10 protein-coding genes and 1 pseudogene are annotated in these 12,992 nt (G+C 66.9%); 7 read left to right on the top strand and 4 right to left on the bottom strand.

Annotated features, from left to right (window positions below):
- Window positions 1-94: 94 nt before the first annotated feature.
- Window positions 95-2,146, bottom strand: a complete 2,052-nt coding sequence (gene murJ / locus BM372_RS10325; RefSeq protein WP_371261723.1) for a murein biosynthesis integral membrane protein MurJ — start codon at window positions 2,144-2,146, stop codon at window positions 95-97.
- Window positions 2,147-2,228: 82 nt separating this feature from the next.
- Complete coding sequence (locus BM372_RS10330) at window positions 2,229-2,777, bottom strand: NUDIX hydrolase (protein ID WP_256214182.1); 549 nt, start codon at window positions 2,775-2,777, stop codon at window positions 2,229-2,231.
- A 171-nt stretch (window positions 2,778-2,948) separates the two neighbouring features.
- On the opposite strand from BM372_RS10330, the gene BM372_RS10335 reads away from it, so the two are divergent.
- From BM372_RS10335 to BM372_RS10350, 5 genes are all read left to right on the top strand, one after another.
- Window positions 2,949-4,427 carry a CCA tRNA nucleotidyltransferase gene (locus tag BM372_RS10335; RefSeq protein WP_090954843.1) on the top strand — a complete coding sequence of 493 codons (1,479 nt, stop codon included), beginning with the start codon at window positions 2,949-2,951 and terminating at the stop codon, window positions 4,425-4,427.
- Window positions 4,428-5,012, top strand: coding sequence for a histidine phosphatase family protein (locus tag BM372_RS10340; protein WP_090954845.1), 585 nt, complete (start codon window positions 4,428-4,430; stop codon window positions 5,010-5,012).
- Between the two features lie 694 nt (window positions 5,013-5,706).
- Window positions 5,707-5,847 carry a hypothetical protein gene (locus BM372_RS20655; RefSeq protein WP_177235958.1) on the top strand — a complete coding sequence of 47 codons (141 nt, stop codon included), beginning with the start codon at window positions 5,707-5,709 and terminating at the stop codon, window positions 5,845-5,847.
- 116 nt (window positions 5,848-5,963) lie between these two features.
- Window positions 5,964-7,433 carry a glycosyltransferase family 87 protein gene (locus tag BM372_RS10345; protein ID WP_090954847.1) on the top strand — a complete coding sequence of 490 codons (1,470 nt, stop codon included), beginning with the start codon at window positions 5,964-5,966 and terminating at the stop codon, window positions 7,431-7,433.
- The gene (locus BM372_RS10350; RefSeq protein ID WP_090954849.1) at window positions 7,426-8,874 is read left to right on the top strand and encodes a phytoene desaturase family protein; all 1,449 of its coding nucleotides are present in this window, start codon (window positions 7,426-7,428) and stop codon (window positions 8,872-8,874) included. The genes BM372_RS10345 and BM372_RS10350 overlap by 8 nt, the downstream gene beginning before the upstream one ends.
- A gap of 15 nt (window positions 8,875-8,889) precedes the next feature.
- Here the strand turns inward: BM372_RS10350 and BM372_RS10355 are convergent.
- Together BM372_RS10355 and BM372_RS10360 are read right to left on the bottom strand one after the other, a co-directional pair.
- A pseudogene (locus BM372_RS10355) lies at window positions 8,890-9,579 on the bottom strand (ABC transporter ATP-binding protein); the annotation flags it as partial.
- A 67-nt stretch (window positions 9,580-9,646) separates the two neighbouring features.
- Entirely contained in the window at window positions 9,647-10,753 is a 1,107-nt protein-coding gene (locus BM372_RS10360) for an ABC transporter permease (protein ID WP_090954851.1), read from the bottom strand.
- A gap of 186 nt (window positions 10,754-10,939) precedes the next feature.
- Between BM372_RS10360 and BM372_RS10365 the strand changes: the two genes are divergently transcribed.
- Window positions 10,940-12,286 (top strand): sensor histidine kinase, encoded by a 1,347-nt coding sequence (locus BM372_RS10365; RefSeq protein WP_090954853.1) that lies wholly within the window; start codon window positions 10,940-10,942, stop codon window positions 12,284-12,286.
- Window positions 12,283-12,939, top strand: coding sequence for a response regulator (locus BM372_RS10370; RefSeq protein ID WP_090954855.1), 657 nt, complete (start codon window positions 12,283-12,285; stop codon window positions 12,937-12,939). The genes BM372_RS10365 and BM372_RS10370 overlap by 4 nt, the downstream gene beginning before the upstream one ends.
- Window positions 12,940-12,992 lie beyond the last annotated feature (53 nt).

The raw sequence follows: 12,992 nt of genomic DNA on the forward strand, positions 1-12,992 counted from the left end.
GGCCGCTGGTCGGCAACTCCCCTTGTTAGTGTTCGATCCTAGCCGATGCTCTGTCCGCGGCGCGGGAGCGCGGCTGTGTGAAGCAGAGCCGGGATCATTTTTTCTTTTTGCGGCTAAATGCGAAATAGGGGTTGTGGCCGGCCGGTCCTTGGTAGGTCCGGCGGCCAGGCAGCGGAACGTCGCCCCGGCCCAGGCCGCCTAGTGCGGTGCTGGGAACGTCTTCGGCTGGCAGGTAGCCGCCCTCGGGTCCGGTGGGCCGGCCGTAAGCGAAGGAGTCCTGTTCGCGTATGTCGGGACCGACCCGGAACGAAGCGGCGTCGAACTCGCCGGAAATGCGCGGGATCAGACCGGTATCCACCGAGACGGTGGCCCGTTCCGGCACGTTGCGCACCTGTGCGCCGTCTTCGGCCCGGGACGTGGTGGCCGGTTCCGCGGGGGCGCGGCGTCGGAGCCGCCCAAGGAGGGGCTGCAGGAGGTCTTGGAGTTCGGTTACCCGGAAAATCTTCAGCAGCAGGAAGTAGACGGCCAGCATGACGGGGCCGACGACGACGATCGTCACCAGGGCGGCGATCCGGGTGCTCCAGGCGAAACCGTCCGGGTTGTAGCTGCCCAGCAGCCAGAGGGCCACGGCTCCGGCCAGGGCGGAACCCAGCGCGGCGTAGCCGATGCGGATGTAAGAGCTGGCGATGCGCGGTCCGTCGAGGTGGCCCAGGAGTCGGCGCAGGAAGAACGCGCTGACGATCACGGAGAGGATATTGCCGCCGGTATAGAGAGTGGCGATGCCGAAGATGATCTGATCGAACGGCAGGAACTGGATCGCGAAGGCGGCCACCACGTTGACGAACGCCAGGACCAGCTGGATGAAGAACGGCGTCCGGGCGTCCTCGTTGGCGTAGAACACCCGCGACATCATGAAGTTGGCGCTCATGAACGGGGTGCTGAGGGCCAGAATGGTCAGGGTTTGGGCGAGCATGACGCCGTCCTGGCGCACGTCGCCCGAGAAGAACATGCCCAGCGGTCCGGCAAGGGCGAAGAGGGCCAGCGCGCCGAAGACGGTGGCCACGGCCATGGTCCGCAGCCCGTGGGAGAGCGCGCGGCGCAGCGCGGCCCGGTCCCCATCCTGTGACGCGCGGGTCATCCGGTTGAACAGCACCGTGGCCAGGGACAGGGCAATGATGGAGTGCGGCAGCAGATAAAGCTGGCTGGCCACCTCCAGCACGGCGTTGCCCGGCATGGTGCTGGCCGCCGGGTCCCCCGCCTCCTGCAGACGGAGGCGCTCGGCGCCGGGAATCGTCGCGATGCGCATGACGTAGAGGAAGGCCAGCTGCCCGACGGCGGCGGTGGCCAGCGTCCAGACGCTCAGCTTGGCGGCGTGGCCCAGACCGACCCCCCGCCAGCCGAAGCGCGGCCGCAGGCCGAGGCGGAGCCGGAACACGGGAATGAGCAGGACGGCGGTCTGGGTGAGAACGCCGATTGTGGAGAACCCGGCCACGAGGAAGGTCTGGAAGGACCCCCAGTTGTCAATGGTGTGGGGGTTGGCGGCGTTGGCGCCCATGATGGCGATAAACATGCCCAGCCCGGCGATCGCGACGACGTTGTTGACGATCGGTGCCCACATCGCCGGACCGAAGGCCCCGTGGGCGTTGAGGACCTGGGTCAGCAGGGCGTACAGGCCGTAGAAGAAGATCTGCGGAAGGCACCAGAACGCGAACGAGACCGCCAACGCCTTCTGCTGTGGCGAGTATCCCTGGGTGGTCAGCTGAATGACGGTAGGGGCCAGCAGCGTGACCAGCAGGGTGAGAACCAGCAACACCAGGACCGCCAGCGTCAGCAGCCGGCTGATGTAGTCCGCTCCCCTGTCCGGAGCCTTGCTGGCCTTAATGATCTGCGGCACGAGGACTGCGTTGAACACCCCGCCTGCCACCAGCAGGAAGATCAGGTTGGGGAGGTTGTTGGCGTTAATGAAGGTGTCGTTGACGGTGGAGCCCAGGCCCAGTGCGGCTGCCAGCATCCAGGTTTTGGCGAAGCCCAGAAAACGCGAAATGAGAGTTCCTGCTGCCATGATGGCGCTGGAGCGGGCTTCTCCGGGCTGGACGGCTTCGGAATCGGGGCCGGAGGGTACGGGGGCGGGTTTGGCTGGTGACATCGTCTTCATCGTCTCACCCGGGCGGGGCATTAGTCGCTATCCGTGGCCGTGACCGGCCGGTCCGGTGAGGCTTCGATACCTTCTAGTGCACTTCCGGGAGGACTTCTTTGGCAAGATCCGCTATCCGGCGCTCATTGGGGAAGGAGAGTTTGCGGGCCAGCTCATGGATGGGAACCCAGGCGACATCCACGGCTTCCTTGTCCGGATCGTTTTCGATCGTGAGTTCCCCGCCCGTGGCACGCAGGAGGTAATGATGCACCGTCTTATGGACGCGGTGCCCGCTCACGGTGAACCAGTAGTCGATGCTTCCCAGCGGCGCCAGGATCTTTCCCTCGATCCCGGTTTCCTCGGCGATCTCGCGGACGGCAGCTTCCTCGTTACTTTCCTTGCCTTCCGGATGCCCCTTCGGCAGGCACCATTCCAGACGCCCGCCGCGATTAAGGCGCGCAATAATCGCCACCCGCAGCTCGGCGTCGGACATGTCCACCACGACGCCGCCGGCGGAGATTTCCTCCACGGTGGGCAGGGCGGCGTGGCCCGCGTGCTGGGCCGGCGCGACGTTGGCACCTATTGCCGACGGCAACGGTGCGTTTGTCCTCCTGCCGGGAGCGCTCGGTACGGGATGGGCCATGATGACCACTCTAACGACTCTTGCCCGCTGTTGATGACCTAAACATGGCCGGAAAGCAGACGGCGGGGAAAGTGGGTCTGTGCCGGTTCGTCCGCGATCGTGACGAACCGGCCGGAACCTGGAGGCGTCCGGTGTGGTGCTGGCGCGGATTTCTGACAAGCTTAAGTAACTATGGCGCACGCACATCACAAGACTGACACCCACACCGTTTCCTTCCAGGTGGACCCGGTGGTTCTGGAGCTTGGGCAGCGCTTCGTCGATGCCGGCCATGAGCTCTCCCTCGTGGGCGGTCCCGTCCGGGACCTGTTTCTGGGCCGGGTCTCTCCTGACCTGGACTTCACTACCGACGCCACGCCGGACCAGACCGTTGCCCTGATCAAGAAATGGGCGGACAACTACTGGGAGATCGGGCGCGCCTTTGGCACTATCGGGATGCGCAAGGGCGGCTTTCAGATCGAAGTCACCACCTACCGGGCCGACGCCTACGATCCTGAATCCCGGAAGCCGGTGGTAGCTTTCGGAACCTCGCTCACGGATGACCTGCTGCGGCGGGACTTCACAATCAACGCCATGGCGCTGCGGCTGCCCATGATGGAGCTGGTGGATCCTTTTGGCGGCGTACGCGACCTGCACGCCTCCATCCTCAACACGCCGGGGCCGCCGGAAACGTCGTTCTCCGATGACCCCCTGCGCATGATGCGCGCCGCCAGGTTCGCGGCCCAGCTGGGGGTGTCGCTGCACCCCGAAGTCCGCGAGGCGATGGCCCGGATGGCGGAACGGATCAGCATCATCTCAGCCGAACGCGTGCGCGATGAACTCGTCAAGCTCATTTGCGCCGCGCATCCACGGGCCGGCGTGGACCTGCTCGTGGACACGGGGCTCGCGGACCTCGTGCTGCCCGAAGTCTCGGCGCTGCGCCTGGAATCCGATGAGCACCACCGCCACAAGGACGTTTACCAGCACTCGCTCCAGGTCCTCGAACAGGCCGCCGCCCTGGAAACGCCGGTGGACGGCCCGGTTCCCGGTCCGGATTTTGTGCTGCGCTTCGCGGCGCTGATGCACGACGTCGGAAAGCCGGCCACCCGCCGCTTTGAACCGGGCGGCGCCGTAAGCTTCCGTCACCACGACATGGTGGGCGCCAAGCTGACCGCCAAGCGCATGAAGGCGCTCCGCTTCGACAATGACTCGATCAAGGCCGTGGCCCGGCTGGTCGAGCTGCACATGCGGTTCTACGGGTACGGCGAGGCCGGCTGGAGCGATTCCGCGGTCCGCCGCTACGTCACGGACGCCGGGCCCCTTCTGGAGCGCCTGCATCGCCTCACCCGCTCGGACGTCACCACCCGGAACCAGCGCAAGGCGGACCGGCTGTCCTTCGCGTACGACGACCTCGAGGTACGGATTGCGGCGTTGCGGGAACAGGAATCCCTCGACGCCGTCCGCCCTGACCTGGACGGCGGCCAGATCATGGCGCTGCTGGGGCTCAAACCCGGTCCCGTCGTCGGACGTGCCTACAAATTCCTGTTGGAGGAACGCATGGAGCACGGTCCGCTTGATCCCCCCGCCGCCGAATCCCGCCTGCGGGAATGGTGGGCGGCCCAGCCCGAGGCGGCGCCGGCCGGCGTCGAACCTTCCACCACTGAGGAGTCCTAAGTGAACACACCTTCCAACGGCCCCCGCCCGCAACTGTGGATCCTCCGGCACGGTGAAACCGAATGGTCCAAGAGCGGACAGTACACAGGCCTCACGGACATGCCGCTTACGGTGGAAGGCGAGCAGCAGGCCGTGGAGGCGCGCCGGGTGCTGGAGACCGTCGACTTTGACCTGGTGCTGACCTCACCGCTGCGCCGTGCCCGCCGGACCGCCGAACTGGCCGGCTATCCCGACGCGCAGCTGGAGCCGCTGGCGGTCGAATGGGACTACGGCGACTACGAGGGCATCAGCTCAGACCTCATCCGCAAGGACAACCCCGAATACCTGATCTGGACGCACGGCGTCCCCAACGGCGAAGCGCTTGACGACGTCGCCGCCCGGGCAGACAAGATCGTGGCCCGGGTGCTGGAATCCGGCCTGGACAACGTGCTGATCGTCGCCCACGGTCACTTCTCCCGGATCCTAACCGCCCGCTGGCTTGGGCTCGATCCGCACGAGGGCCGGCATTTCGTATTGGGCACCGCCAAAGTCTGCACCTTGGGATGGGACAAGAAGACGCCGGCTATCGTGCGCTGGGGACTCTAAATCGGGTTATTAATACCCAATTTCAAAAAACTTTCTCAATTCGATAGGCAACTGCGGTATTCGTAGTGTACTTTTGTTTTTGACCCCAGGGCGATTTGCCGGGGTCACGGCGCGCGTTGCCCGGCCAGTCTGCCGGGGCTACGGCAGGACTGAAAAGGAGGTTGGGAAAATGATGATTACTTTGACTAGCGGACGGATGCACTCCACCACCGCGATCCCGGCCTCCTTCGCTGAACCGCGCCCGAATTTCGGACTGACCGTCTCCTAACCGGCCCGCCGTCCCAGGCATAGCTGACTGGGACCGCCGGATACGGGCCTCCCCTCCGGGAAGCTTCTTGAGCTCAGCCTGAACAGGCGGGACCACGCGGTTGCGCAGCACCCCATAGTTCGGAACCCAGCTTCTTGTTGGGGCATGCCGCACGCCCGCGTCCCGAGGCCGTTCTCCGCCGAATACCATCCGAGTCGTCGGAATTCCGGCTGAATTCTGGTCCGAATCCCCCACCGCAATTCTGCGTACGGTTATTGTGGCCGGCTTTTGTATTCGAATCTTTGATACTTATGGCTTTATTTGTCATGCCCAAAAAGGCTTTGCAATTGTTGCGTACTGTCTTTCGATCCGCCGGTCACGGTAATCCCCGGCCGCATTCCCTGCCCCCGCACGCCTTGCCCACACCCTTGAAAGGAGGTGACAACCATGATGAAGGAGCTCTACAAGGTCCTGCTCCGCAGCAGAAAACCTGCTCGCAAGGAGGCGACGCGCTTCAACGGCCAGCTTCTGGACCAGAAACGTGAGGACGTCTTTCTCGCAGTGCACCGGGCCGGCCTCATCCGCTGACCTCCGGACATCTCCCTCGTCCCGTACCGGGACGAGATCACTGACCGGCAGGACGGCCTGCAGCGAAGGAGGACTCGGAACGGTGAGGGTCAACAGCCCCCGGTAAGCTCGAGGTCATGCAGGAGACAAAGCCGCCGGAACAGCGCAAACGGGTCCGATTGGTCATCCCGAGCCGCAGCGACCCCTTTCTCCGGAACTTCACGGAACTCGTGGGCGGCCCCTTGGGCCACCGCTCGGCTCCAGGAATCGTTTCGCCGGGATTCTTCACGGTGGACCGGGTGCTGGTGATCCTCACCGTCCTTGCTGCCCTGGCCGGGATTCTGCTCAAGAACTTCTGCCGCACCAACGGCTGGGAAACACCCGGACAGTTCTACGCCACCTGCTACTCGGACTTTCCGGAGCTGTTCCGCAGCCGTGGCCTTGGCGACGGCGCGTTCCCCTTCATCACCCAAGGAAGTTTGTTTGAGTATCCCGTCCTGATGGGTTTCATCGCGGGAGCCACGGCGCTGCTGGTGCCCGGTGCCGGAACGGGGAACCCCCGAGTCCTGGGTTACTTCGATGTCAACGCCACCTTGATCGCCGCCGTCTGGATCATCACGGTGCTGGCCACGGCTCGGACGTACCGCCGGCGCTCCTGGGATGCGGCGATGGTGGCCCTCGCCCCCGGCATCGTCCTGGCCGGCGTCATCAACTGGGACATGTGGGCCGTGTGCCTGCTGGCCCTTGGCATGTATTTCTTTTCGCGCAACAAGCTGGTCCTGGCCGGAATCTTCATCGGCCTGGGCACGGCCACCAAGCTCTACCCCTTGCTGATCCTCGGCGCCGTCCTGCTGCTGGCGCTCCGGAGCGGACGCATCCGGGCCCTGCTGGTAACCGCCGGGGCCGCCGCCGGGACGTGGCTGGCGGTCAACCTCCCGGTGGCCGCCGCGAATCCGGACGGCTGGAAGTACTTTTATCAGTTCACTCAGGAGCGGCCGGCGGGCTACAGCTCGCCCTGGTTCGCCTACAACCTGCTGGCCGGCCGCCTGGGCTGGAACCAGCTCGAGGCCCAGGCCATCAACTCCCTCGCGCTGGACCTGTTCCTCCTGGCGTGCATCCTTATTGCGGTCCTCGCCTTGACGGCGCCGCGGCGGCCGCGGATCGCGCAGCTGGCGTTCCTGATCGTGGCGGCGTTCATCCTCACCAACAAGGTGTACTCTCCCCAGTTCGTGTTGTGGCTGATCCCGCTCATCGCCCTCGCGCGGCCCCTCTGGCGGGACTTCCTGATCTGGCAGGCCATCGAAGCCCTGCACTGGGGGGCCATCTGGATGTACCTGGGGCAGGCGACCAGCGGCGGCTCGACGCAGCACAACATTGATATGCCCTACTACGTCCTGGCAGTGGTCGCCCACATGCTCGCCACCGGCTACCTGATGGCGCGCGTGGCCTGGGATATTTGGGATCCGTCCTGCGACGTTGTCCGCCGCTACCGCGTCGATGATCCGCATGGCGGCCCCTTCGACGGCGCCCCTGACTGGCTGCGGGTGGACTTGCGCCGGCCCGCGGCGTCCCTGCTGCCATGGCGGAGGGCCACCGCACGTGACTGACGTCGCCGTCGTCGGATCCGGCCCCAACGGGCTGGCTGCGGCGGCGACCATGGCGCGGGCCGGCCTGGAAGTCCGCGTGTTTGAGTCCGCCCCCACTCCGGGTGGCGGGCTGCGCACCGCCGAACTGATCGAACCCGGCCACTTCCACGACCTTTGTTCGGCCGTGCACCCCATGGCGCTGGCCTCGCCCTTCTTCCGCCGCTTCGAGTTATCCCGGCGGGTACCTTTTGCGGTGCCGGAAGTCTCCTTCGGGTCTCCGCTCGCGGGCGGTCGGGCGGCCCTCGCTTACCGCTCCCTGGACCGCACCGCTGCTGAACTGGGGCGGGACGGCGCCTCCTACCGCCGGCTCATGGCGCCGCTCGTGTCCCGGGCGGAGGGTGTGGCCGAGCTGACCCTGAACCAGCTGTTGCGGTTGCCGCGGGACCCGGCCGCGGCCGCGGTTTTTGGCCTCCGGACCCTCGAACAGGGGTCGCGGCTGTGGAATGCAAGATTCAGGGAGGACCTTGCGCCCGCGCTGCTCAGCGGCGCCGCCGCGCATGCCGTGGCACCGTTGCCATCCCTGACTGCCGCCGGGGCCGGCCTGCTGCTGGGGGCCCTGGCACATGCCGGCGGCTGGCCTGTTCCACACGGCGGATCGGCCGCGATTGCCCGCGCGCTGACCGCCGACATCGAAGACCATGGCGGGGTAATCGAGACCGGGAGGCGGATCGGGTCCCTTGCCGAGCTGCCGCCTGCCCGGGCCACCCTGCTCGACGTGGCACCGCCCGGACTCCTGGAACTGGGGCACGGCAGCTTCCCGGCGGGTTACCGGCGTGCCCTGGAGTCCTTCCGCTTCGGGAACGCGGCCTGCAAAGTCGACTTCATCCTCTCCGGACCGGTGCCATGGGCGGCGGACGGGCTCGCCGACGCCGGGACGGTCCATGTGGGCGGCACCCGGGCCGAGACCGCCGAGGCGGAAGGCCAGGTTGCGTCCGGCCGGCACCCCGAGAGGCCCTACGTGCTGGTCTCCCAGCCTTCACGGTTCGATGCCGGACGCGCTCCGGCCGGCCGGCACATCCTCTGGACCTACTGCCACGTCCCGGCAGACTCCACGGTGGACATGAGCGCCGCCGTTATGGCCCAGCTGGAACGCTTCGCACCCGGGTTCCGGGACGTGGTGGTCGAGTTCAGCGTGACGACGGCCGCCGGGCTGGCGGCCTATGACGAGAACTATGTCGGCGGGGATTTCAGCGGCGGCCGGATGGACCTGCGGGGAATGCTACGGCGGCCCGTGCTGGGCCGCGTTCCCTGGCGGACGCCGCTGCCAGGCGTGTACGTGTGCTCGTCCTCAACCCCGCCGGGTCCCGGCGTCTCCGGGATGCCCGGGTTCCACGCGGCGAAATATGCCCTGCGGGACATGTTCGGCCTCGACGTGCCCGATTTGGGCTACTACGCCGGCTAACGCAGGGGCCTTATCGGCTGAGGTTCCCGTCTTGGCGGCAAGCCGTCCGTCGCGCATGATTGCCACGGCGTCCGTCATCGGAACGAAATGGGTATCGTGCGTGACCATGACCGTGGCCACGCCGAACTCGTCCGTGACCTGCCGTAGCAGTCGGACAATCGCGTCGCTGCGGTCGTGGTCAAGGGCCGCCGTGGGTTCGTCCACAAGGAGCACGGCAGGGTCTCCCATCAGTGCCCGGGCGATGTTGACGCGCTGCCGTTGTCCGCCGGACAGTTGGTGCGGCCGCTTAGCCATGGCCGGTCCGAGACCCACTAGTTCCAGCAGTCCTGCGGCGCGTTCGGTGGCCGCGTGACTGGCCCGGCCGCGAAGACGCTGCGTGATCACGAGTTGCTCGACGGCGGTGAGGGAGGGCAGGAGGTTCGGCTGCTGGAAGACGATTCCGACCTTGCTCCGGCGCAGCGCCGTGCGGCCGGCGTCCGGCAGTCCGCCAGCGTCCTGTCCACCGATCACCACCAGGCCGGCGGAGGGCCGGACGAGGGTGGCGGCTACGGCCAGCAAGGACGACTTTCCGGACCCGGAGGGGCCGATGAGTGACACGAACTCCCCCGGGTGAACCTTGAGGCTCACATCGTCCAACGCCGTGAGGATGCCGTCGCCGTCGGGGTACTCCAGCGTGACGTTGACAAGGTTGAGGGCGGAGTTCAGTGCGGAGTTCTGCGTGGAATTCACGAGATATGCCTTTCAAGAATATTTTGACTGCGGGGCCGGCTGGTCAATTGCCGCCGAGGGCGATGAGCGGATCGACGGCTGTGGTGTTGCGGACCGCCGGGGCTGCGCCGGCCAGACCCAGGAGCACGATTCCGGCCATTGGCAGCAGAGCTGTCCAGGGGGTGAGGAGGAACGGCGCGGCACGGGACGCGAAGTATCCGCAGGCAATGCCGACCAGGCCACCCACGGCTGCCCCGGCCAGCAGGACCAGAGAAGCCTGCGCCATGGCGTCCCGGAGAATGTAGCGTCCGGAAGCGCCGAGGGCCTTCAGCACGGCGATGTCCCGGGTGCGCTGGACTGTCCACACCGTCAGAAAGGCGACAATCACGAGGGCCGAGATGCCGTACAGGAACGCCTGCATGAGCAGCAGTGAGCCGTTCTCGCTCTTGTAGGAGCCCAGTGCCTGGAAAGAGCCCGTCACGGTGGTGCTGACAGTGCCGGCGGCTATGTTGGCGGCATCGAGATCCACGGCGGTTCCGGCGTCGGCGGCCCCTTCAAAGGTGACGGCCAGCACCGTTGCGGTCCCCCCGTCCGGGATGTGGGCCAGGCTCCGCCAATTCTCCAAGGTGGTCCAGACGACGCCGGTGTGCGAGTACCACTGATCCGGAACGATGGCCGTCACGACGAGCTCGGTGCCGCCCACCGAGGCACGGCTGCCGATGCTGAGATCCAGTTCCTTCGCGAGGCTGGTTCCGACCGCGATGGTTCCCTCCGACAGCGGCGCGGGTGCCAGCCCGGCGCCGGGCTGGGTGCCGAAGACCGCCACGCTTCCCGTGCGGGCCGGCACATCTCCGTCACCCAGCACCTGGAACCGGCTCTGGCCGATCCCTATAGCCTCGGCCCGGCCAACGCCATCGCGTGCCGACCATTCCGCCAGTTGGGCGCGTGTGATTTCGGATTCCGTGAACGAGGCCTTGGGTGCGCCCCCGGCCGGGGCACCGAACACCAACTGGTCGGCCGGGAGGGCCGCGAGGGCCGACGTCGACTGATTGCCCAGTCCGGCGGTGAGCCCGGAGAGCAGAACGAGCAAGAGCGTGATGAGGGCGACGACCGCGCCCATGAGGGCGAACCGCCCCTTGGCGAAGCGGATGTCGCGGATAGCGAGATACATGGTTTCCTTTTCGTGGCGTCTATGGCGTTGCTTCCAGCCTCCCCAACACCCCGGTTCGAAGCATCGGCCGCGGGGCTGGATCGCGGGCGCCGAACGGACGGCCTCCCGATCAACCGAATGGTTGATTCCGCCATCCACGGAACGTTTTCCGGAGGGGACCAGCCCAGACGGCACTACGCTGGAAGCATGGAGGGAGACGCCGGCAACACGGGGACGGCCGTCATATTGCGGGTCCTTCGCGTGAGCCTTCATGTCGGCTTCGCCGTGTTGCTCCTGGTGGCGCTCGTCCGGCTCATGGCCGGCGGGATCGCGGGCCCAGGCTGGATCACCTTGCTGCTGGCCCTGCTGCTCGCCGCGTTCTACCTCGCGGGCACCGTTCTGGAAAAGCGGCATTCCCTGCGCCCGGCCCGGTTTGATCCCGGGCCATATTCCGGCTGGTGGCTGGGCGGCGTGTGCCTGCTCTGGTTGCTGCTGGTCTGGGCCAGCGCCGACTTCGTCTGGCTAGCCTTCCCGCTGTTCTTCCTGCAGCTGCACCTACTCCGGCGGCGGCTTGCCCTTGCAGCGATCGCCCTGAGCACCGTTCTGGTCATCACGGCGCTCTGGTTCCACAACGGCGGTATTGCATCTCCTGCCAGTGCGGAGTCGGCCAGCGCGGCATTGCAGTTGCCCATGGTGCTGGGCCCTGCGTTCGGCGCAGCCTTCGCCGTGGTGACGGGGCTGGCCTACCGGGCATTATTCCTAGAGGCAGAAAACCAGCGGCTGGCGGCGGAAGAACTCCGCCGCACCCGTGCCGAACTCGCCCGGACCCAGCACGATGCCGGCACCCAGGCCGAGCGCACCCGGCTGGCCCGGGAGATTCATGACACCCTGGCCCAGGGCCTGTCCAGCATTGTTCTGATGGGACGGGCGGCCGAGAAGGCCCTGGACGACGGCGATCTCACCGTGGCGCGTGAACGGCTCCGCATTGTCCGGGACACTGCCGCAGCCAATCTTGCAGAGGCCCGCAACTTCGTCCTGGCACTAAAGTCCCCCGGTCTGGCCGAAGGCTCCCTCCTGACCGGCCTCCACCGGCTGTGCGAAACAACCCAAGCCGAAGCGGCCGCGGGCGGCGGCGGTGGCGGATTGAGTTGCCGGCTCGAGGTCGAAGGTGTGCCGGTGGCACTGCCCATCACTCACGACGCCGCCCTGCTCCGTGCCGCGCAGGCGAGCCTGGCCAACGTCCGGGTTCATTCGGGGGCGAGCAACGCCGTCGTCACCCTTTCATTCCTGGGCACGGAGGTGGCCATGGACATTTACGACGACGGCACCGGATTCCTCCCCGCAACAGGTCCGGCCCGCCCGGACGGGTCCGGCTACGGCCTGACGGCGCTGCGCGAACGCGTGGCCGCCCTGCACGGCCAGGTGGACATCGAATCGGCCCCCGGGGAGGGCACGGTGGTAGCCATTCGGCTGCCACTGGGCGAAGGGACACGCTCCGCCGCCCGGTCGTTAGGGTCCACCCGGTCGGCGGGATCCCGAGGCAGCCGGCAATGACCGCCATCCGCGTCTTCCTGGTGGATGATCACCCGGTGGTTAGGGCCGGGCTGCGTGCCATGCTGGGTGATCTGGAAGGCATCACGGTGGTAGCCGAGGCCGCGGACGGCGGCGCCGCGCTGGCCGGACTGGCCAAGCTTCACACGCTCGGCGAGCCGGCCGACGTGGTGCTCATGGACCTGCAGATGGGTACAGGCATGGACGGCGTCACCGCAACCGGCCGGATCAAGGCGGGAGAAGCCGGCCGGCCCGCGCCGCACGTGCTCATCCTGACCACCTATGACTCGGACGCTGACATTCTCTCCGCCATCGAGGCCGGCGCCAGCGGGTACATGCTCAAGGACGCCCCGCCTGAGCAGATCCGCCAGGCGGTGCTCTCCGCGGCGGGCGGCGGGACGGCACTGGCTCCGGAGGTCGCAGCCCGGCTGATGGGCCGGATCCGGAACCCGGAGCCAGTCCTCTCCGCCCGCGAGATTCAGCTGCTGGAGCTGCTGGCCACCGGCATGGGAAACCGTGCGATCGCGAAGCAGCTGTTCATCTCGGAGGCAACGGTCAAGACCCATCTGGTGCACATTTACGGCAAGCTCGGCGTGGATAACCGCACCGCCGCAATTGCCGTCGCCGCCCAGCGCAGGATCATCCGGCGCGACTAGGGTCTGCCAAGCGGCGGGTTCTGTGAGGCTTCGTGACTCGGGGGTTGTCCGTG

The sequence above is a fragment of the Arthrobacter sp. ov118 genome (assembly GCF_900116495.1).
In the GTDB taxonomy this organism is placed as follows: domain Bacteria; phylum Actinomycetota; class Actinomycetes; order Actinomycetales; family Micrococcaceae; genus Arthrobacter.